Origin of the sequence: Mycolicibacterium tokaiense (genome assembly GCF_010725885.1) — a bacterium.
GTDB classification, from domain to species: Bacteria; Actinomycetota; Actinomycetes; order Mycobacteriales; family Mycobacteriaceae; genus Mycobacterium; species Mycobacterium tokaiense.
Map to the genome: position 1 here is coordinate 6204771 of NZ_AP022600.1, position 19804 is coordinate 6224574.

The 19804-nt window shown below is 67.4% G+C and carries 19 protein-coding genes; 8 read left to right on the plus strand and 11 right to left on the minus strand.

From position 1 onward, the window contains the following. Position 1: 1 nt before the first annotated feature. Genes G6N58_RS29830 through glnT form a run of 3 tightly spaced genes read right to left on the minus strand, consistent with a single transcriptional unit; the run spans position 2 to position 2905 of the window. Complete coding sequence (locus G6N58_RS29830; RefSeq protein ID WP_115280343.1) at positions 2 to 679, minus strand: GltB/FmdC/FwdC-like GXGXG domain-containing protein; 678 nt, start codon at positions 677 to 679, stop codon at positions 2 to 4. Then, the gene (locus tag G6N58_RS29835) at positions 667 to 1566 is read right to left on the minus strand and encodes a class II glutamine amidotransferase domain-containing protein (RefSeq protein ID WP_115280342.1); all 900 of its coding nucleotides are present in this window, start codon (positions 1564 to 1566) and stop codon (positions 667 to 669) included. Before G6N58_RS29835 ends, G6N58_RS29830 begins: the two co-directional genes overlap by 13 nt. A gap of 16 nt (positions 1567 to 1582) precedes the next feature. Beyond that, complete coding sequence (gene glnT / locus G6N58_RS29840) at positions 1583 to 2905, minus strand: type III glutamate--ammonia ligase (protein WP_115280341.1); 1323 nt, start codon at positions 2903 to 2905, stop codon at positions 1583 to 1585. Between the two features lie 388 nt (positions 2906 to 3293). Here glnT and G6N58_RS29845 point away from each other — a divergent pair, with 388 nt between their 5' ends. Together G6N58_RS29845 and G6N58_RS29850 are read left to right on the plus strand one after the other, a co-directional pair. Next, complete coding sequence (locus G6N58_RS29845) at positions 3294 to 4631, plus strand: ammonium transporter (protein WP_115280340.1); 1338 nt, start codon at positions 3294 to 3296, stop codon at positions 4629 to 4631. Next, positions 4632 to 4850 (plus strand): hypothetical protein, encoded by a 219-nt coding sequence (locus tag G6N58_RS29850; protein WP_115280339.1) that lies wholly within the window; start codon positions 4632 to 4634, stop codon positions 4848 to 4850. 73 nt (positions 4851 to 4923) lie between these two features. Here G6N58_RS29850 and G6N58_RS29855 read toward each other — a convergent pair whose 3' ends face one another. The 3 genes from G6N58_RS29855 to G6N58_RS29865 are packed head-to-tail and all read right to left on the minus strand — an operon-like array spanning position 4924 to position 7402. Continuing rightward, positions 4924 to 5907, minus strand: a complete 984-nt coding sequence (locus G6N58_RS29855) for a heme-dependent oxidative N-demethylase family protein (RefSeq protein WP_115281949.1) — start codon at positions 5905 to 5907, stop codon at positions 4924 to 4926. Between the two features lie 23 nt (positions 5908 to 5930). Next, the gene (locus G6N58_RS29860; RefSeq protein ID WP_115280338.1) at positions 5931 to 6866 is read right to left on the minus strand and encodes a PDR/VanB family oxidoreductase; all 936 of its coding nucleotides are present in this window, start codon (positions 6864 to 6866) and stop codon (positions 5931 to 5933) included. Next, positions 6863 to 7402, minus strand: coding sequence for a dimethylamine monooxygenase subunit DmmA family protein (locus G6N58_RS29865; RefSeq protein WP_115281948.1), 540 nt, complete (start codon positions 7400 to 7402; stop codon positions 6863 to 6865). Before G6N58_RS29865 ends, G6N58_RS29860 begins: the two co-directional genes overlap by 4 nt. 98 nt (positions 7403 to 7500) lie before the next feature. Here G6N58_RS29865 and G6N58_RS29870 point away from each other — a divergent pair, with 98 nt between their 5' ends. Next, positions 7501 to 8649 (plus strand): FAD-dependent monooxygenase, encoded by a 1149-nt coding sequence (locus G6N58_RS29870; RefSeq protein ID WP_115281947.1) that lies wholly within the window; start codon positions 7501 to 7503, stop codon positions 8647 to 8649. Positions 8650 to 8710: 61 nt separating this feature from the next. Here the strand turns inward: G6N58_RS29870 and G6N58_RS29875 are convergent, their stop codons facing one another. The 5 genes from G6N58_RS29875 to G6N58_RS29895 form a co-directional block, all read right to left on the minus strand. Beyond that, the gene (locus G6N58_RS29875; protein WP_197746502.1) at positions 8711 to 9037 is read right to left on the minus strand and encodes a transglycosylase family protein; all 327 of its coding nucleotides are present in this window, start codon (positions 9035 to 9037) and stop codon (positions 8711 to 8713) included. Positions 9038 to 10058: 1021 nt separating this feature from the next. Then, the gene (mobA, locus tag G6N58_RS29880) at positions 10059 to 10622 is read right to left on the minus strand and encodes a molybdenum cofactor guanylyltransferase (protein ID WP_115280336.1); all 564 of its coding nucleotides are present in this window, start codon (positions 10620 to 10622) and stop codon (positions 10059 to 10061) included. 10 nt (positions 10623 to 10632) lie between these two features. Then, positions 10633 to 11724, minus strand: a complete 1092-nt coding sequence (locus tag G6N58_RS29885) for a 2-oxoacid:ferredoxin oxidoreductase subunit beta (protein ID WP_115280335.1) — start codon at positions 11722 to 11724, stop codon at positions 10633 to 10635. Then, positions 11721 to 13661 (minus strand): 2-oxoacid:acceptor oxidoreductase subunit alpha, encoded by a 1941-nt coding sequence (locus G6N58_RS29890; RefSeq protein ID WP_115280334.1) that lies wholly within the window; start codon positions 13659 to 13661, stop codon positions 11721 to 11723. Before G6N58_RS29890 ends, G6N58_RS29885 begins: the two co-directional genes overlap by 4 nt. 322 nt (positions 13662 to 13983) lie before the next feature. Beyond that, on the minus strand, positions 13984 to 14985 hold the full coding sequence (locus G6N58_RS29895; protein WP_115280333.1) for a LacI family DNA-binding transcriptional regulator: 1002 nt from the start codon (positions 14983 to 14985) through the stop codon (positions 13984 to 13986). A gap of 74 nt (positions 14986 to 15059) precedes the next feature. On the opposite strand from G6N58_RS29895, the gene G6N58_RS29900 reads away from it, so the two are divergent. The 5 genes from G6N58_RS29900 to G6N58_RS29920 are packed head-to-tail and all read left to right on the plus strand — an operon-like array spanning position 15060 to position 19804. After that, positions 15060 to 16202, plus strand: coding sequence for a phytanoyl-CoA dioxygenase family protein (locus G6N58_RS29900; RefSeq protein ID WP_115280332.1), 1143 nt, complete (start codon positions 15060 to 15062; stop codon positions 16200 to 16202). Beyond that, positions 16199 to 17203 carry a Gfo/Idh/MocA family protein gene (locus G6N58_RS29905; protein ID WP_115280331.1) on the plus strand — a complete coding sequence of 335 codons (1005 nt, stop codon included), beginning with the start codon at positions 16199 to 16201 and terminating at the stop codon, positions 17201 to 17203. The genes G6N58_RS29900 and G6N58_RS29905 overlap by 4 nt, the downstream gene beginning before the upstream one ends. Beyond that, a complete protein-coding gene (locus G6N58_RS29910; protein ID WP_115280330.1) occupies positions 17200 to 18057 on the plus strand; it encodes a sugar phosphate isomerase/epimerase family protein in 858 nt (285 codons plus the stop codon). Before G6N58_RS29905 ends, G6N58_RS29910 begins: the two co-directional genes overlap by 4 nt. After that, a complete protein-coding gene (locus tag G6N58_RS29915; RefSeq protein WP_115280329.1) occupies positions 18054 to 19031 on the plus strand; it encodes a Gfo/Idh/MocA family protein in 978 nt (325 codons plus the stop codon). The genes G6N58_RS29910 and G6N58_RS29915 overlap by 4 nt, the downstream gene beginning before the upstream one ends. Continuing rightward, the gene (locus G6N58_RS29920; RefSeq protein WP_115280328.1) at positions 19028 to 19804 is read left to right on the plus strand and encodes a TIM barrel protein; all 777 of its coding nucleotides are present in this window, start codon (positions 19028 to 19030) and stop codon (positions 19802 to 19804) included. The genes G6N58_RS29915 and G6N58_RS29920 overlap by 4 nt, the downstream gene beginning before the upstream one ends.

Here is a 19804-nt window from a genome sequence, read left to right on the forward strand (position 1 = left end):
CTCAGTACGTGTTGTCGGAGTGGAAGTGATACAGCGACCGCCCCGACCCGTATCTGGTGTAGGTGCTGGTCTCGTCGTCGAATCCGGCCTCTTTGAGCAGCGCGGCCAATTCGGCGTGGTGATTGTCGTCCATGGACTTGGGCACACAGTCGGCACCGAGGGAGGCCACCTCGCCGCGGACGTAGATGCGGGCTTCGTAGATCGAATCCCCCAGTGCATCACCGACATCACCTCGGATCACCAGGGTGCCGCTCTGGGCCATGAAGGCGCTCATGTGCCCGGCGTTGCCGCCGACGACGATGTTGACCCCTTTCATCGAGATGCCACAGCGGGCCGCGGCGTCACCCTCGATGACGAGCAGCCCCCCGTGTGCGGTGGCCCCCGCCGACTGGGAGGCGTTGCCCTTGACCAGCACGGTCCCGCTCATCATGTTCTCGGCGAGCCCCACCCCGGCATTGCCCTCGATGGTCACCTCGGCATGCTGGTTCATCCCGGCGGCGTAGTAGCCGACGTGCCCGGCGATCCGCAGCCGCACCGCGGCGTCCAACCCCACGGCCAGATTGTGCGCACCGGCCGGATTCTCGATCACGAAGTCGCCGTCGATGTCGCGAGCATGCAAGGCGGCGTTGATTTCTCGCACGCTGCTGTGCTGCAGGTCGAAGGTTGTCACCGGCTCCATGCGTACACCACCTCGGGTTCGGGTTCGAACAGGTGCGCGGTCTCGATACCGGGCAGGCCCACCAGGGCGCGGTATTCGGAGGCCATGGCCACCCAGTCGTCGGTCTCGGCCACCACGGCCGGCTTACAGGCGATGGCATCGCGCACCACCGCGAAGGAGTCGGAGTTGGACACCAGCAGCGTGTAGAAGCCGTCGAACTCGGCGCACAGGCGCTTGAGCGCCAGTTCCACATCTGCTCCGGAGGCCAGCTGGTGGGCGACGAAGCGGGCGCCCACCTCGGTGTCGTTCTCGCTGTCGAAATGCACACCTGCGGCGCGCAGTTCGCGCCGGATGGTGGCATGGTTGGCGAAGGATCCGTTGTGCACCAGGCACTGGTCGGACCCCACCGCGTACGGATGGCAGCCTGCGGCGTTGACTGCCGACTCGGTGGCCATCCGGGTGTGCCCGACGCCCTGCCAGCCCTGCGCCTGCGCCAGTCCGTAGCGCGCAGCGAGGTCGCGCGGGTGGCCGACGCCCTTGAGCACCGCGACATCCTGACCGAAGCCGGCCACCAGCGCGGTGGGCACCGCGGCCCGCGCCGCGCCCAGCAGCACCTCGGTGTCCACCGGGGCATGCACCACCAGGGTGTCGGCCAGCGGCAGCACCGTCACCTCGGCTCCCAGCGCCTCACCCAGCACAGCACCCAGGGAATCCGCCTGCGCAGCAGGTACTTCCAGTAGCGACACGGTGCTGTGCCCGGGCGGCGACCAGGTGGGGTCGCCGTAGACGGCCACCCCCGCCGAATCCGAGCCGCGCTCCCCCATCTCACAGAGCATCCCGGTGAGCAACTCACCGAGCCGGGGGTAGAGCTCAGGGTTGCGCAGATGCAACCCCACGATTCCGCACATCAGTTGGACTCCTTACTCAGAACGCCTGCAGGTAGCGGTCGATCTCCCATGGCGTCACCTCGCGGTGCCAGGTGAAGAACTCTTCGCGCTTGAGGTTGGCGAAGTAGGTGGCGACGCCCTCGCCCGCGCCGTCCAGCGCACTGGACACCACGTCGTCGGCCTCCAGCGCCTCCACCGCGTGCAGCAGTGTCAACGGAAGCGGTTGCAGCCGTTGCTCGGTGGGCGCGGCAGGCTCGCCGGGATCGATGTTGCGCTTGATACCGTCCAGGCCGGCGCCCAGAGCCGCCGCAATGGCGAGGTACGGGTTGGCCGAACCGTCCGGGCCACGCAGTTCGATCCGTTGGTCGTCGGGGATGCGCACGTAGTGTGTGCGGTCGTTACCGCCGTAGGTCGGGGTGCGCGGCGCCCAGCTGGCGCCGGAGGTGGTGGAGACCGCACCGGTGCGCTTGTAGGCGTTCACGGTGGGAGCCACCACGGCCTGCAGCGCACAGCTGTGCTCGAGGATGCCGCCCACGAAGTTGTAGGCCAGGGGCGAGAGCCCCAGCCCCCGGGGATCGTCGCCATCGGGAAACACGGCTTCGCCGTCTTTTCCGCGCAACGACAGATGCAGGTGCATGCCGCTGCCGGTGCGGTCACTGAACGGCTTGCCCATGAAGGTGGCGATCATGCCGCGCTGTTCGGCCAGCATGGTCAGCAGGTAGCGCAGGGTGATCACCCGGTCGGCGGTGGTGAGGGCGTCGGAGTAGGTGAAGTTCTGCTCGAACTGCCCGTTGCCGTCTTCGTGGTCGTTGGCGTAGTTGCCCCAGCCCAGGCTGTTCATCGCCGTCGAGATGCCGGCCAGATGGTCGAACATCCGCGTCACGCCGCGGGCGTCGTAGCACGGTTGGTCGGCGTGGTCCCCGGGATCGGCGGTGGCCAAGGTGCCGTCGGCCTCGCGGCGAAGGAGGAAGTACTCCACCTCGGCGCCCACGTAGGCCGTCAGGTCACTGTCGGCGGCGCGGGTGAGCATGGACTTGAGGATCACCCGGGGAGCGAACGGCCACGGCTTGCCCTCCACGTGGGGATCGCAGTGCACGATGCCCAGCCCCTCCTTGATGAAGGGGATGGGGGTGAACGACGCCGCGTCCGGCATGGCCATCAGGTCGGGATCCTTGGGCTCCTGCCCGATGGCTCCGACGGCATACCCCGCGAATCCCACGCCCTCGTCCACCAGCATGTCGACGGCCTCGACCGGCACCAGCTTGGCGCACGGTTTACCGCGCAGATCGACGAACAGCGCGAGGATGAACCGGGTGTTCGAATCCTTCGCCGCCTGAGCCAGATCCGTGGGAGCTGCCATCTCGGATGCCTTCCTTGATCACGAGTGTTTCCTCGCAGTGGTCAATGTACACCAAAGGTAAACACGGTTGTGTTTCGCCCGTGTGACGGCGCCATGAGATTCAGATCTCGGGATCACAGCGCCACGGGCGCGCGAGACCCCAGACAGGCGATATCGGCCAATCCAGGCCGCCACGGATTCACGATCACGTGGGCCGCGAACACCTTTGCGCCGACCATGATCCGGAACGTGCACGGTCGCGCGCGTCTCACAGAAGGACTTCACAGCAAATTAACGCGCGGTGACAGGCGGGACACACGCCCACAGCTAGCGTCAAGCCTCGTATCCCGGCAGTACCCCCCGAACACTGTGGAGAAACCACAGAAGTTCCGAACCGTGGAGGTTTCCCTTGACACCTGAAGTCGAGGACGCATTGACGACCATGGCTGCGGTCAACAATGAGTTCTTCTACTGGATGTCCATCGCGGTGATGATGCTCATCCACGCCGGCTTCCTCGCCTACGAAATGGGCGCGTCGCGTTCCAAGAACGTGCTGGCGACGGCCATGAAGAACTTGCTGGCCCTGGCCACCATCATCGCGTCGTTCTTTTTTGTCGGCTGGTTCCTCTACAACGCCATGCCGAGCGGCTTCATCGAGATGACCGACGCGGCCAAGGCCGCGCTGCCGTGGAGCGACAACATGGGCCCCAACACCGCTGACTCCGCCAGCGGCATCTTCTGGGGCGCCTTCGCGCTCTTCGCCGCCACCACCGGCTCGATCATGTCCGGCGCCGTGCTGGAGCGGATCCGCACCAGCGCCTTCCTGATCCTGACCGTCCTCGTCGGCTCGGTGGTCTGGATCATCGGCGCGGCGTGGGGCTGGCACGGTGCCGGCTGGATGCTGACCCAGCTCGGTTTCCACGACGTCGGCGCTGCCGGCTGTGTGCACATGATCGCGGGCTTCGCGACCCTGGGCATCCTGATCAACCTCGGACCGCGCATCGGGCGCTTTGCCCCCGACGGCACGCCGATCACCATCCGGCCACACAACCTGCCGCTCACCATGCTCGGCCTGATGCTCATCTTCGCCGGCTTCTTCGGCTTCCTGATGGGCTGCGTCATCTACTCGCCAGAGGGCTATGCCACCATCTACGGCAGCCCGACCACGTTGTCCGCCTTCGCGTTCAACGCCCTGATGGGTCTGGCCGGCGGCATCATCGGCACCTACATCACGTCGCGCGGTGAGCCCTTCTGGACCATTTCAGGCGGCCTGGCCGGCATCATCGGCGTCGCAGCCGGCATGGACCTCTACCACCCGGCGCTTGCGTTCGTCATCGCCCTGGTGGCCGGTGCGCTGATTCCGTTCATCGGCAAGCTGATCGAGAAGTTCAAGATCGACGACGTGGTGGGTGCGGTGACCGTGCACGGCGGTGTCGGGCTGTACTCCGTGCTGGTCGCCGGGATCTTCCTGGCCGGTTACCCCAATACCGATGGCAATCCGTCCATCTCGTTCTGGGGTCAGGCCGTGGGCGCGCTGGTCTTCGCCGCTCTGGGCTTCCTCCCCGCCTACCTGGTGTCGCTGGCGCTGAAGAAGGCCGGGCTGCTGCGCATCCCGTCGCAGGTGGAAGAGCAGGGCCTCGACCTTGCCGAGGTTCCGGCCACGCCGTACCCCGAGGGCATTCCGATGACGACCATGAAGTCCTCCAGTGGCACTGCGGTGCTCGGCGCCGGCGAGGGGGTGAAATAAATGTTCAGTCCCATCGACAGTTACGACGAACTGGGCCCGGTCTTCACCTTCGGCGGCAACTCCGTCGGCGTGTGGATCGCCGTCATCCTCGCCGTGGTGCTGTTCGTCGGGTTCTTCGCCCGGATGATCCAGCACGAGAACCACGCGTACAAGGCGATCATCGAGCACCAGCCGATCGAGGCGGGTCCCGCTGCGGAAGGCGAACCGCCCGTCTACTGATCCCTTTGCCGAGCAGACGTGAACTCGGGTGATCTCTTCGGAGATCACCCGAGTTCGCGTCCGCTCGGCAATTTCAGTGGGGGGCGTGGGATCGCAGCCAGGCCACCGCCCGATCGCGGTAGGAGATGATTCCCTTGTAGTCGGCCATGTCATCGGGCAGTTCCGCCAGCACCATCTCGGCGCGGGCGCGCCACGGCTCGACAGTCACCAGGTCAGCCAGCGGCAGCATGTAGGTGCGGATGAGGAAACAGATGGCGCCCGACTCGGGCAACCGGATCAGATGCTGCACCTCCACCCGCAGATGCACCAGCCGGCCGAAGGTCTCGTCGTCGACGGTCCCCACCATGGGCCGGTCGGGTCCCCACTCGTGATAGAGCTCGGTGGAGACATCCAGGCGCCGCCCGACGGTCATCGACCAGTTGGTGCGACGGTAGGTCTCGTTCGGCTGCAACCGCATCAGGAATTCGCGGGCCCGGGTGATCACGCCGCTCTCCCGCAGCCGCGGCACCGGCCCGTGGATCTCGAGGAAGGTCATGCCGACGTCGAAGCCGAAGGACCAATCGGCGGCGAAGGTCACCACCCCGGCGTCACCGAACAGGTCGCCGTCGCGCTGGTCGAGCAGCACGATGTCCTCCTGCACCTGTGCGGCGATGAACGCCAACGGTTCGGCGGGCAGTGTCGACTCATCGCCGACCACAAAATCCGCGTCCAGGCCCAGCTTGTTGTTGCGCCAGTGCCACACGTCGCCGTCACGAGTCAACGACATGGTGTCCGGATAAGCCGTGGCCAGCTCCGTCATCAGGCTCAGCATCACGTCCCAACAGGCGGCGCGCATGTGCGGCAGCACCGCGCAGCGCGACGGGTCCTGTGCCAGGATGCGGCTGCGCTCGGCCAGCTCGGTCTCGTACTCGCTGTCGATGTCGATGACGCGCTCGCCCCAGCGGCCCACTGGAGTCTGCACCGCGGTGCCCGCGGGCTCCACGTTGGTGCTGTACCGGTAGTTCTCGGTCGGGAAGGGAAAAGGAAAGGTGCGCAGCAGATCCGGTGCGGAGATCAACGAGGTCACGGTGGGGCTTCCTTTCACAGGGACAGTTCGATGCGGCCGCCGACGGCCCGCGAGACGCAGCTCATCATGGCGTTGCAGGCCTGCTTGTCGGCGTCGCTGAGGTACAGGTCGCGGTGCAGGATCTCCCCCGCCGCCACCGGAACCCGGCACTCGCCACACACGCCCTGCCGACACAGGTTGGGAATGTCGTGACCGCGGGCCTGGAGTGCCTCCAACAGGGAGACACCGGAGTCGACGACAAAACTCTCCCCGCGTGCGGTCAGCGTCACCTCGAAGGGCTCCCCCGGGTCCAGCGCGTCGATACCGAAGCGCTCCAGGTGGATCCGACTTCCGGGCCACCCCAGCTGGACCGCGGAGGCGATCACGTCATCCATGAACGACGCGGGCCCGCACACATAGAGGTGCGTACCGAAGGGCTGGTTCGCCAGGGCAGGCAGCAGATCGGCCAGGAACGTGGCGCGCTCGGTGTAGGTGCGCGCCTCATCGGTCAGGGACTTGACCTCGTCGAGGTAGGCGCCCCTGCCGTCGCGGTGCAGATAGAGCACCTGGGTCTGCCGTCCCCACCGGGCCGCGCTACGCAGATGGGACACCATCGGGGTGATGCCGATACCGGCGGCCACCAACAGGTGTCGGCGGGCGCGCAGCACGGGAGCAAACGCGCTGCGCGGCGGGCGGGTGAGCACCCGGTCCCCGACCGCCAGCTCCTGGTGGATCCAGCGTGACCCCCCGGCGCCGTCGAGGCATTCCAATACCGACACGGTGTACTCGCAGGGGGCAACGCTGTCCGAGGTGAGCGAGTAGGCGTTGGCCTTGCCACCGCATTCGATGACCAGATGGCTGCCCGGGGTGAAGGAGGGCAGCGTCGCTCCGTCGGCCCGGGCCAGTGTGAGGGTGCGGACACCGGGCACGCCATCGTCGATGGCTTTCACCACCAATTCGACGGCGGTCACGAGGCCACCTCCTCGGCGTCGACCATGAAACCGAGATGAGCGCCACGCAGCCGTGAAACATGGTAGTACACAAGCAGTTTGCGATTGCAGTTGACGCAGGGCACCACCTCCTCGAGGCCCACGTCCGCGCGGGTGCGCGCACCGCAGTGGGCGCAGTCCACGTCGCGGGTCCCCACGGCGGTGCTCGCCACCACGATCTCGTCGTCGGCGACACCGCCGCGCAGCGCGTGCGCGCGCAGCCGCAGGCATGCGTCGGCCGGGCCCGCGAGCAGCAGCCGCCATCCGACCAGCGCCGCACCCAAATCGGCCGAGACCGCCTCGGCCGCAGCGTCATCGGCTCCGGATTCCACGAGGTGCACCGACAGGGACGGGTCCGGGTGCGCCCCGCGGATCTGGGTGATCCAGCGATCGACGATCGATTCCGCAGCAGCGCCGAAGCCCACCACCGTCCAGAACCGGCCGGTCAGGTCGGCATCGGGTTCCTGCGGTGCCACAGCCCAGGCCGGCACACTGGTCACGTCGAGGTCGGGTTTCATGGCACCTTCCACCAGTGGTAGACATTGTTGCCTCACAGGAAATCATCGCCGCGTTTCCGCTGTGTGAATCCGATGTCTCCACCGGTTACCGTTCACCCGTGGGCCAGGGCTTTGTCATCGTCGGCGCCGGGATCGCCGGGCTGACCGGTGCCGTCGCTCTGCAACGCGACGGCCACCGGGTGGTGGCCCTGGAGGCGCGTTCGGACACCTCGCCGGGTGCGGGCATCAGTATCTGGCCGAACGCCCTGGCAGCGCTCGATGAGATCGGGCTGGGCGCGGCGGTGCGGGCGGCAGGTGGCCGGGTCACCGCCGGCGCGATGCGCTGGCACGACGGGTCCCGACTGCGCGCTCCGGCACCACAACGATTGGTGAAGGCCTTGGGCGAGCCGTTGGTGGTGGTGCAGCGCGCCGCCCTGCGCGACGTCTTGGCCGGGGCACTGACCCCGGGGACCCTGAGCTACGGCGCGAACGTCAGCGCGCTGGTCGCCACGGCCGGGGGTGTGCGGTTGACCCTCGGCGACCACAGTGTGCTCGAGGCCGATGCCGTGATCGGCGCCGACGGCACCCATTCAGTGGTGGCCACGCACCTCAACGGCTCACTGCCGCACCGGTACGCGGGCTACACCGCGTGGCGCGGGGTGGCGCGGTATGCGCTGGATCCCGACCTGGCGGGTGAGACGGTGGCCGCCGGAGCAGTGGTGGGGCACGTCCCGCTCGGTGATCACCTGACCTACTGGTTCGCCACCGAGCAGACCCCGGAGGGTGGCCGCCGGGCGCAGGGCGAGCTGAACTATGTACGGCAGAAATTCGCGCACTGGGCACAGCCCGTCCCCGACATCCTGGCCGCGACGGACCCCGCGGAGGTGCTCCGCAACGACCTCTACGATCGCGCACCGGCGCGGCAGTGGGCCAGAGGGCCGATCGTGGTGATCGGCGATGCCGCGCATCCGATGCGTCCACACCTGGGACAGGGTGGCTGTCAGGCCATCGAGGATGCGGTGGTGCTGGCCCATCTGGTGCGCCGTGCGGCGGATCCGGCTGCTGCATTCGCCGACTTCGCCGCCGCGCGCCGGCGCCGGACCACCGCGCTGGTTCGGGAAGCCGCGCTGGTCGGCACGGTCCTCAATCTGCGGCCCCCGGCCGTCAGCGCCGCGCTGACACGGGCGTCCGTCCTGATTCCCGACGCGGTGCTGCTCAGGCATCTGGCGTCGATGGCCGCCGGCACGGCCTTCCGGTTGCCCGACTGAAAAATGTCGACGGCGCCGGGCACATCGCCCGGCGCCGCCGACTGATCGTTTTCGGGTGCGGCTATCCGCGGCCGCCGCACGACGGCCACGCACCGATGCCCTGGCTTTGCAGCACGTTCTCCGCGACGCGGATCTGCTCTTCGCGGGACGCGTGGTGGGGCGAGCCGGAGCCGCCGTTGGCCTGCCAGGTGCCCATGGTGAACTGCAGGCCGCCGTAATAACCGTTTCCGGTGTTGATGGCCCAGTTGCCGCCAGACTCACAGGCTGCGACGGCATCCCAGTTCACGCTGTCCGCGTTGGCGGTGCCAGCACCGAGAGCCATCGGGGCCGCGACGAGGGCGCCGCCAACCACAGCCATGGTGAGTTTCTTGCGGAGGTTCTGCAACATAGTTCCTTTCGGCATGCGCGCGCCGTCAAACACGCCCATCAAGGTGGGCGCATCTGGGTTCTCAGGGGAGGACCGCGGTTCATCGGGTCATGCCGTCTCGGTCAGACATGACAGGGGAGGCAGCATCTGCCCGCCGAAGCTCGGCGGCGGGGAGCCCGGCCCGGGCCCGCCACTCCCACTCACACGCAAGTGTCGTTGGTTCTTGTGAAGTTGTTTGCTCCCTGTGGGGACAAATGGACCGTACGTGCCGAATCTGGACGAGTCACATCAGCGGCCTGCCAATCTCGGTTTGATAACAGTCCGATCACGGCACAATCTGAGAGGAATCTGAGCAGGTCACCGCCGTGATTTCGGCGATACCCGGACGGCTGGAATTCAATTCAAGTAGTGATGCAACTCACGCTGTATTTGTGAACTGGGACACGCCAACCGCCCGGAGCGCCGAGAGGCGGTGCGGGCCGTGATGGCGTCGATGTTAATGATGTGACACAAGTGTTTTGACGCACTAGGCACCTGGAGATGTTCATCCTCAAGGGTTTTGCTGCCGAGCTGCGCCGAAGTTTTCACACCGGCTCTGCCTACTGCGTCCAAAACTACTGATGTACATGGCTTTTCGACCTATCAGCTCACGCGACCGACACGCTGACAGCCGCTGCGAACCACATCCACAATTCTCCGACTGTACAACGGGTTTGATGGATGCGCTGCAGAAGGTATCCAAAAGCTCTGTGCGTCAACATTTTTGATGAAGCTATCCGATGTGTGGGTAACGGTGCGGCCAAACGCCGGAGGTCACATGTCGACGGTATCGGCGGCCGCTGTACAACCGCGTCGACGGATCCCTGTTCGGCAAAAGCCGACCACCCGCGACAACGGTAGGCGGAAACCGCCAGAGACACCCACGCACAGAAGCTTTCGTCACCGGCAGGCGCGTAAGCGATATGGTTCGACGCGCCGAGCAAAACCTATCAGCGGATAAGCAATTCCTCTGCACTTCGCAGAAGCGTTTGCCGACGCGATGTCAGGCCAGGTCGGCCGCGGTGTTGACGTTGACCAACGCGGGAGTCTCCGGCATCACGATGCGCTGGGTGTTCACCGTGTCGACCAGGGCGCGCATGCTGCGCTCCCCCGCCGCGATGAGCTGGTCGATCCTGGCGGCCAGGTCGGTGCGGTACACCCCGGCCAGGTAGTGATCGCGGCCGTCCCACGGCAGGATCACGTCGGCACCGGTGTGCTGATCGAGTTCGTCGATGAGCGCGGGCGTCATCTGGGGCATGTCCACCGCACAGACGAAGGCTCGCTCGGCACCCGCCTCCGCGGCGGCGCGCAGACCTCGCCCGGTGGCCAATAGCGGTCCCACTCCCCGCACGTCATCGCGCAGAACGGTGGCCGACAGCGCAGGCAACGCCTGGCCGGGTGCCGCGATCACGAACACCGGAGTGCAGCGCGCACTCACTGCGGCCACCACGTACTCCACCATGGTCCTGGGCCCGTCCGGACCGTCGAACTCCATGGTGGCTTTGTCGCGGCCCATGCGGCGCGACGCACCCCCCGCCAGCACCACACCGGCGAGCTCTGAGGACATGCGCCTCAGGCTAGTCGACAGTCCAGGTGTCGCGGCCCCGAAGCAGCGACTGCAATGCAGCCGTGTCGTGCGGAATGGTCTCCATGGCGGTGGCCACCTGGTGGCGGGCCGCATCGTTGTAGGTCGGGCGCTGGATCTGGCGGAAGATGCCCATCACGGTGTGCTCGAGGTTCTGATCCGAGAGTCGCGACAGCGCGAACGAGTACGACGGATCGTTCAGCGACGGATCGTGCACCACGATCTCGTCGGCGGAGACGTCGGCGGTCTTGGCCACATCGAGTCCGAACCCGTTGCGCACCACGGCGTATTCGGCATTGGCGCCGAAGGTGATGGGTTCGCCCGGCTTGACCCGGATGACGCGCTCCTCGGCACCTTCCTTGCGCAGCAGGTCGAATGAGCCGTCGTTGAAGATCGGGCAGTCCTGCAGAATCTCCACCAGCGCCGCCCCGCGGTGGGCAGCAGCCGCGCGCAGCACCTCGGTCAGCCCCGCGCGGTCGGAGTCCAGTGCCCGCCCAACGAACGTCGCCTCGGCGCCCAGCGCCAGCGACACCGGGTTGAACGGGTGGTCCAGCGAGCCCATCGGGGTGGACTTGGTGACCTTCCCGACCTCCGAGGTCGGCGAGTACTGGCCCTTGGTCAGGCCGTAGATGCGGTTGTTGAACAGCAGGATGGTGATGTTCATGTTGCGGCGCAGCGCATGGATCAGGTGGTTGCCGCCGATGGAGAGGGCATCGCCGTCACCGGTGACCACCCAGACCGACAGATCATCGCGCGCGAGCGACAGCCCGGTGGCAATCGACGGGGCACGGCCGTGGATGGAGTGCAGACCGTAGGTCTCGAGGTAGTACGGGAACCGGCTGGAGCAGCCGATGCCGCTGACGAACACCATGTTCTCGCGCTTGAGACCGAGCTCCGGCAGGAAATTGCGGATGGTGTTGAGGATGACGTAGTCACCGCACCCCGGGCACCAGCGCACTTCCTGGTCGCTGGTGAAGTCCTTGCCCTTCATCGGCTGATCGGTGGTGGGCACACCCGCGGTCTTGGACAGACCCGGCGTCAGCCCCAGATCGAGGCCGTTGATGCTTCCCATCAGATCCGTCATGCGTCCACTCCTACCCCGCTGGCATCGATGGTGACAGCGCCCAACCGCGCGAGTTTGGCTTTGTCACTTTCTTTTTCGGCCAACGTTCCGTCCAGCGCGGAATCGATGACACCTTCGATCTCGTCGGCCAGGAACGCCATGCCCTGCACCTTGGTGACCGACTGCACGTCCACCAGGAACCGGCCGCGCAGCAGCAGCGCGAGCTGGCCCAGGTTCATTTCCGGCGCCACCACCGTCGGGTAGCGCTTGAGAACCTCTTCGAGGTTGCCCGGAAACGGGTTCAGATATTGCAGGTGGGCATGGGCCACCTTGATTCCCTTGCGGCGGGCCCGCCGGCACGCTTCACCGATGGGGCCATACGAGCTACCCCAGCCCAGCAACAGCAGTTCGGCGTCCCCGGTCGGGTCGTCGACCTGCAGGTCGGGTACCTCGATACCGGCGATCTTCTCTTGGCGCAGTCGGACCATCAGGTCGTGGTTGGCCGGGTCGTAGGAGATGTTGCCCGAGCCGTTGGCCGACTCCAACCCACCGATGCGGTGCTCCATGCCCGGCGTTCCCGGGATGGCGAACTGGCGGGCGAGGGTCTGCGGATCGCGGGCGTAGGGCTGGAAAGGCTGTCCCTGCTCGACGAAGGCGTGCTCGATGGCCGGATAGCTGGTGATGTCCGGAATGCGCCACGGTTCGCTGCCGTTGGCGATGGCTCCGTCGGAGAGCACGATCACCGGGGTGTGGTACTTGATCGCGATTCGCACCGCCTCCACGGCGATGTCGAAGCAGTCGGACGGCGAGCGCGGAGCCAGCACCGCCACCGGGGATTCGCCGTTGCGGCCGAACATGGCCTGCAGCAGGTCGGCCTGCTCGGTCTTGGTGGGCAGCCCGGTCGACGGCCCGCCACGCTGCACGTCGATGACCACCAGTGGGAGCTCGGTCATTACGGCCAGGCCGATAGCTTCGGACTTCAGCGAGATGCCGGGGCCCGAGGTGGTGGTGACACCCAGCGCGCCGCCGTAGGACGCACCGATCGCCGACCCGATGCCGGCGATCTCGTCCTCGGCCTGGAAGGTCAGGACGTTGAAGTTCTTGTGCTTGGACAATTCGTGCAGGATGTCCGACGCCGGGGTGATCGGGTAACTGCCCAGCATCACCTGCAGGTCGGCCAGGTGTCCGGCGGCCACCAGCCCGTAGGCCAATGCGGTGTTGCCGGAGATCTGCCGGTACTCGCCGGACTTGAGCTTGGCCGGGGCCACCTCGTAGGTGGTGGCGAAGGCCTCGGTGGTCTCGCCGTAGTTCCACCCGGCCTTGAGCGCGAGCACGTTGGCGTCCGCGACATCGGGCTTGCGGGCGAATTTCTCGCGGATGAAGGTCTCGGAGGTCTCGATGGGCCGCCCGTACATCCACGACAGCAGCCCGAGGGCGAACATGTTCTTGGCGCGCTGCCCGTCCTTCTTGGAGGCGCCGATCTCCTCGACGGCGCCCAGGGTCAGCGACGTCATCGCGACCGCCTGGACGTTGTAGTCGGCCAGCTCGTCGTTCTCCAGCGGGTTGGACTCGTAGCCGACCTTGGCCAGATTGCGCTTGGTGAACTCGTCGGAGTTCGCGATCACCAGACCGCCGCGCGGGAGGTCCCCGATGTTGGCCTTGAGCGCGGCGGGGTTCATCGCCACCAGGACGTCGGGGCGGTCACCGGCGGTGAGGATGTCGTAATCGGCGATCTGGATCTGGAAGGACGACACGCCAGGCAGGGTGCCCTGTGGTGCGCGGATCTCGGCCGGGTAGTTGGGCTGGGTGGCCAGGTCGTTGCCGAACAGCGCGGCCTCGGAGGTGAACCGGTCACCGGTGAGCTGCATACCGTCGCCCGAGTCACCCGCAAAGCGGATGACCACCTTTTCCAGCTTCTCCCGAGGTTGCGACTTGGTTCCGTTGTCGGTCGGACCCACGTCCCCGCCTTTCGCCCGTGTGTTTGTGGTGCTCCAGATACGGCGTACCCCGGCGCGGTTCCGATGAACGCTCCGTCGGGCACCAGCCACATCAGAAGTTGATGTCACTCGTAGTACCGATTAAAGCACTTTCCTTAGGCAACGCTGCACGCCGGACCCGTCCGACACGCCGCGCCGCCGCCACTGTCAGCGCTGCTCAGCGATCCGGCGCCGCCGCAGATGAGACAGAATTGTGGTTTTCGTCACTGCGAGTGACGCCAAAAATATAAGGAGCCGTGCGTACGCATCAGTAACTTGTTCATTCCCGCTCGGCGTTACAGCTTCAGCCCGGAATGTTGTAGGGCGTGACCACCTGGATGGGCACCGGCCGGACCGGTTCGGCGGGCAAGGCGCCACGCTGCTGCAGCAGGACCCGCAAAGCCATCCGGGCGTCGGCGCGCAGATCGTTGTGCAGCACCACAGACAGCCGGCCCTCGCGCAGCAGCCGCCGGTTGTCGGCGTCGAGGTCGTGGGCCACGAACACCCGGCACGGCCGGCCGAGTTTCTCGAACGCCGCGACGGTTGCGGTGTTACCGCCGCCCACCGAGTACACCGCCTCGATGTCGGGACGGCGCTGCAGTGCCGCGAGCACCAGCGCCTCGTTGGCGGCGTCGATCCCGTCGCTGTCGGTGACGTCGACGACGTCCAGCCCGGATCCGCGCAGGCCGGCCCGGAAGCCTACCTCGCGCTCTCCCTCACCTCGGAACACCGTGCGTGACAGGGTGATCAGCACTGCTGCCCGGTCCGTCCCCAGCCACTGCCGGATCAGGTAGGCCGCCGTCACCCCGGCCGCGTGATTATCGATCCCGACGTAGCCGCACCGGCCGCTGGCCGGGATGTCGGTGGTGTAGGTGACCACGGGGGTGCCTGCGGCCACCAGCCGGTCCACCGCCTCGGCGACCTCCGGCTCGTCGGGCGCCTTGAGGATCACACCGTGGCTGCCCCGTAGGCCCTCCAGGGTGTCGACGGTGGCCGAGGTGGTACCGCTCTCCCACAAATGGAATCGAGCCCGCAACATCGCCGGGGCAAACGATGGCAGCTCGGCTTCCACGGCCGCCCGGAAGGCGTCGGAGAAGCGGGTGGGGGTCTGCATCACCACGTCGATCAGGTAGCGCCGGCCGTTGAGTCGCAACTGTGCGCGCTGCTTGTCCAGATCGGCGATGGCCTGCATCACCTCGGCGCGGGTGTTCTCCCGCACCCCACTGCGGTTGTTGAGCACGCGGTCCACCGTCGCCTCACTGAGCCCGCACTGTTGTGCGATCTCCCGGACCTTGTAGCGGTGCATCCCTGCCCTCGTGATGGCTTTTTGATGGATTTCTGGTGTTGATTGTGTTCCATCACACAGCAAGACTTCTCGGTATGTCCACCCCCGTCCGTCCCGGCGCCTTCATCGAGGACGCCGATTGTTGCCTCGACGACTTCAGCGCCCTGGTACTGCGCGACACCGATGTCGCCGATTACCCCCACGCCCACGACGTCCGCGGCGGCGTGCTGATCTACCGCGCCCTGGCCGGCGTCGATCGCCGCGCTGTGCAGGCCGAGTTGATCCGCGCGCTGCGCGACGGTCCCGGTGTCGTGGTGATCGAGAGCGCCTTCGACGACGACGTGGTGGACCGAGCGAGCGCGGCCTTCGACCAGCTGATCGCCGCCCAGCGCGCCGCCGGCGCCTCGGCCGGCGATCATTTCGGCAAGCCCGGAGCCAACGACCGGGTGTGGAACGCGGCGCAGAAGCTGGCCCTGCATGCCCCCGAGGTGTTCGCCGAGTACTACGCCAACGACGCGCTGGCCCTCATCTGCCAGGCCTGGCTGGGTCCGCGCTATCAGGTGACCTCTCAGGTGAACGTCGTCAACCCCGGTGGTGCCGCCCAGGTCCCGCACCGGGACTACCACCTGGGCTTCGTCGACCCCGACCAGTTGGCGGCCTACCCCGCGCACCTGCATCACCTCTCGCCGGCGCTGACCCTGCAGGGCGCCGTGGCGCACTGCGACATGCCGGTGGAGAGCGGCCCCACCATGTTGTTGCCGCATTCGCAGAAGTTCGCCGCCGGGTACATCGCCTTCAACCGGCCCGAGTTCATCGACTTCTTCGCCGCGCACCAGGTGCAGACGCCGCTGCGCAAGGGCGACGCGGTGTTCTTCAATCCGGCGCTGTATCACGGTGCGGGACAAAATGTCTCGCCCGACATCAAGCGGATGGCCAACCTGCTGCAGATCTCGTCGCCGTTCGGCCGGGCCATGGAGTCGCTGGACCGCACCGCCATGGTGCGCGCGGTCTACCCGGCCCTGCTGCGGATGCAGGAACACGGCCGCGACGTGCTCAACACCGTGGTCGCCACCGCCGAGGGCTACGCCTTCCCCACCAACCTCGACCGCGACCAGCCCATCGGCAGCCTGGCCCCACCCAGCCAGGTCGACGTGGTCCTCGCGGCTCTGCGTGACCGCCTCACCCCCGAACAACTCGACACCGCACTGCGCGACCAGAACGAACGGAGAATCCCATGACCACCCTCGGACTCATCGGCCTCGGCCGCATCGGGGCCTTCCACACCGAGACACTGAGCGGCCTGCCGGAGCTCGACCGCCTCGTCATCACCGACGAGCGCACCGAGCTGGTCCGTCAGGTGGCCGACAAGTACGGCGCCACGCCAGTGGATTCGGTTGCCGCACTCCTGGATTCAGGAATCGACGGCGTTGTGGTGGCAGCAGCCACCCCCGCGCACGCCGAGCTGACACTGGCCGCGGTGCAGCGCGGGCTGCCCACCTTCTGCGAGAAACCGGTGGCCTCCACCGCCGCCGAGAGCGCACGGGTGGCCGCCGCCATCGCAGCATCCGGTGTGCCGGTGCAGATCGGTTACCAGCGCCGCTTCGATGCCGCATTCGCCGCCGCCAAGGCCGTGGTGGACAGTGGCTCGCTGGGCCATCTGCACACCGTCCGCAGCACCACCATGGACCCCGCTCCCCCGCCGCTGGACTACATCAAGGGCTCCGGCGGCATCTTTCGCGATTGCGCCGTCCACGATTTCGACGCCTTGCGCTGGATCACCGGGCAGGAGGCCGTCGAGGTGTACGCCACCGGCAGCGTGCAGGGTGACCCGTTGTTCACCGAGTACGGCGACGTCGACACCGCCGCGGTGATCGTGCGCTTCGACGGTGGCGCTCTCGGCGTGGTCTCCAACGCCCGCTACAACGGCCGCGGGTACGACTGCCGGCTCGAGGTGCACGGTTTCAACGACACCGTGGTCGCCGGGTGGGATCAGGGAGTGCCCGTGGGCAATGCCGACCCCGTGAACGATTTCCCCACCGGCACGCCACATCACTTCTTCATGGACCGGTTCACCGAGGCCTTCCGCACCGAGCTCAGCGGCTTCGTACAGGTGGTCAAGGGCGGGCCGATCCTGGGCGCGACGGTGGCCGACGCGGTGGAGGTGGCCTGGATCGCCGAGGCGGCCGCCGAGTCCCTGCGCCGCGGCACCCCGGTGCGCATCGAGGAGGTTCGCCAGTGAAGATCGCCGGAGCTCCCATCTCCTGGGGCGTATGTGAGGTCCCCGGCTGGGGCCACCAGCTGGACCGTGACCGGGTGATGGCCGAGATGCGCCAGGCCGGGCTGACGGCCACCGAACTGGGGCCGGACGGCTTCCTGCCCACGGACACAGGCGAACTCACGGCCTTCCTCGACGGATTCGGGCTCTCCTGCGTCGGTGGGTTCGTACCGGTACTGCTGCACGACGACGGCCATGACCCCGCCGACGACCTCGCCGGTCCGCTGGACTCCCTGGTGGCCGCACGCGCGGAGGTGGTGGTGCTGGCCGCCGCCACCGGCGCCGACGGGTACGACGACCGCCCCGAACTCGACGACGCCCAGTGGAAAACTCTGCTGGATAACCTGGATCGGCTCGCAGGCATCGTGGCCGAACGCGGGCTCACGGCGGTATTGCACCCACACGTCGGCACGATGGTCGAGACCCGTGCCGACGTGGACCGGGTGCTGGCCGGGTCCGGCATCGCACTGTGTCTGGACACTGGCCACCTGCTGATCGGTGGCACCGACCCGCTGGCGCTGACCCACGACGTGCCGGAACGCATCGCGCACACCCACCTCAAGGACGTCGACGCTGCCCTGGCCCAGAAGGTGCAGGCCGGTGAGATGACCTACACCCAGGCGGTGGCGGCGGGCATGTACGTCCCGCTGGGCGCCGGCGACGTCGACATCGCCGGCATCGTCACCACGCTGGAGCGCGGCGGCTACACCGGCTGGTATGTCATGGAGCAGGACAACATCCTGACCGCGGCCCCCGAGGGCGACGGACCGCTGGCCGACGTGCTGGCCAGTGTCCGCTTCCTGCAGGGCCTTTCATGACCTTGCGCATCGGTGTGCTCGGCGCCTCGCGCATCGCGGAGAACGCGATCGTGGCACCGGCCGCCGAACTGGGCCACCGGCTGGTGGCGGTGGCCGCCCGTGATCCCGAGCGGGCAGGTGTGTTCGCCGACAAATATGGCGTCGAGCGGGTGCTGGGCAGCTATCAGGAGGTGATCGACGACGCCGAGGTCGACGTTGTCTACAACCCGCTGGCCAACGGTCTGCACGCACCGTGGAACCTGGCGGCGATCCGGGCGGGCAAGCCGGTGCTCACCGAGAAGCCGTTCGCCGACAACCGCGAACAGGCCGCCGACGTGGCCGCTGCCGCCCGGGACGCGGGAGTGGCTGTGCTGGAGGGGTTTCACTACTTCTTCCACCCGGCGTCGCAGCGGGCCTTGGAGCTGGCCCGCGACGGGTCGGTGGGCACCCTGCGCCGGGTCGAGGTGTTGATGACCATGCCCGCACCGCCCGACACCGATCCACGCTGGTCACTGGAGTTGGCCGGTGGCGCCCTGATGGATCTGGGCTGTTACGGACTGCACATCATGCGGGTGTTCAGTGCGGCCGCCGGTGGTGCGCCGCAGATCACCGCCGCCACCGCCGTGCAGCGCTTCCCCGGGGTGGATGCCAGCTGTGACGTCGAGCTGGCCCTGCCGGGCGGTGTGGTGGGCACGTCGAGCCACACCATGGTCTCGGATGCGTACCGGTTCACGTTGCGGGTCATCGGGTCTCACGGTGAGGCACTGGTACACAACTTCATCAAGCCGCACGACGACGACCGGATCACCATCACGACCGACGACGGAACCCGGGTGGAGCACCTGGGGAGGCGAGCGTCGTACACCTATCAGCTGGAGGCGTTCGCCGCGCACGTCGAGCAGGGCGCACCTCTGCCCCTCGGACCGGACGACGCCGTCGCCAACATGGCGTTGATCGACGACGCCTACCGGGCCGCCGGGATGCAGCCACGATGAGCACCGTCGACCTGGCCGTCTGCGCCGAGATGGTGTTCACCGACCTGCCGATCGTCGAACGGGTCCGCCGTATCCACGACCTGGGGTTCGCCGTGGAGATCTGGAGCTTTCACGACAAGGACCTCGACGCCCTGGCCGCCACCGGCGCGCGGTTCTCGTCGATGACGGGCTATCTGCACGGCGACCTGTACCACCCCGACGGGGCGGCCGAGGTGGTCCGCACCGCGCAGGCCGCCGTGAAAGCCGCTGCGGTGCTCGGTGTTCCGCGGCTGGTGGTGCACCCCGGCGAGCTGGTGGACGGACACGCGGCGCGCCCGGTCCATCGGGCCACCGGGCCGATGTGGTTCGCTGCGTTACGCGGTTTGGCGGCGCTGGGCGATCTGGGCGCCGAGGCCGGCGTCACCTTCTGCCTGGAAAATCTCAACACTGTCGTCGACCACCCGGGCGTGCCGTTGGCCCGGGCCAAAGACACGCTGGCGTTGGTGGAGGCGGTGGACCATCCCCACGTGAAGATGATGCTGGACCTCTATCACGCCCAGATCGGCGAAGGGAACCTGATCGAACTGGTGCGGCGCGCCGGGGCGGCCATCGGCGAGATCCAGGTGGCCGACGTCCCGGGGCGATGCGAACCGGGTACCGGCGAGATCAACTACCGAGCGGTGGCCGCCGCACTGCGCGAGACGCAGTACCGCGGAACGATCGGCCTGGAGGCCTTTGCCGCCGCCGACAGCGAGGCCGCCCTGGAAGCGTTCCGGGCGGCCTTCGCAGGGTGA

What these genes read in the sequence shown, in the direction of transcription:
- G6N58_RS29830 (WP_115280343.1), bottom strand. Translation starts at nt 679, where the DNA reads ATGGAGCCGGTGACAACCTTCGACCTGCAGCACAGCAGCGTGCGAGAA.
- G6N58_RS29885 (WP_115280335.1), bottom strand. Translation starts at nt 11,724, where the DNA reads ATGACGGATCTGATGGGAAGCATCAACGGCCTCGATCTGGGGCTGACG.
- G6N58_RS29850 (WP_115280339.1), top strand. Translation starts at nt 4,632, where the DNA reads ATGTTCAGTCCCATCGACAGTTACGACGAACTGGGCCCGGTCTTCACC.
- G6N58_RS29920 (WP_115280328.1), top strand. Translation starts at nt 19,028, where the DNA reads ATGAGCACCGTCGACCTGGCCGTCTGCGCCGAGATGGTGTTCACCGAC.
- mobA (WP_115280336.1), bottom strand. Translation starts at nt 10,622, where the DNA reads ATGTCCTCAGAGCTCGCCGGTGTGGTGCTGGCGGGGGGTGCGTCGCGC.
- G6N58_RS29905 (WP_115280331.1), top strand. Translation starts at nt 16,199, where the DNA reads ATGACCACCCTCGGACTCATCGGCCTCGGCCGCATCGGGGCCTTCCAC.
- G6N58_RS29875 (WP_197746502.1), bottom strand. Translation starts at nt 9,037, where the DNA reads ATGTTGCAGAACCTCCGCAAGAAACTCACCATGGCTGTGGTTGGCGGC.
- G6N58_RS29900 (WP_115280332.1), top strand. Translation starts at nt 15,060, where the DNA reads ATGTCCACCCCCGTCCGTCCCGGCGCCTTCATCGAGGACGCCGATTGT.
- G6N58_RS29895 (WP_115280333.1), bottom strand. Translation starts at nt 14,985, where the DNA reads ATGCACCGCTACAAGGTCCGGGAGATCGCACAACAGTGCGGGCTCAGT.
- G6N58_RS29835 (WP_115280342.1), bottom strand. Translation starts at nt 1,566, where the DNA reads ATGTGCGGAATCGTGGGGTTGCATCTGCGCAACCCTGAGCTCTACCCC.
- G6N58_RS29915 (WP_115280329.1), top strand. Translation starts at nt 18,054, where the DNA reads ATGACCTTGCGCATCGGTGTGCTCGGCGCCTCGCGCATCGCGGAGAAC.
- G6N58_RS29865 (WP_115281948.1), bottom strand. Translation starts at nt 7,402, where the DNA reads ATGAAACCCGACCTCGACGTGACCAGTGTGCCGGCCTGGGCTGTGGCA.
- glnT (WP_115280341.1), bottom strand. Translation starts at nt 2,905, where the DNA reads ATGGCAGCTCCCACGGATCTGGCTCAGGCGGCGAAGGATTCGAACACC.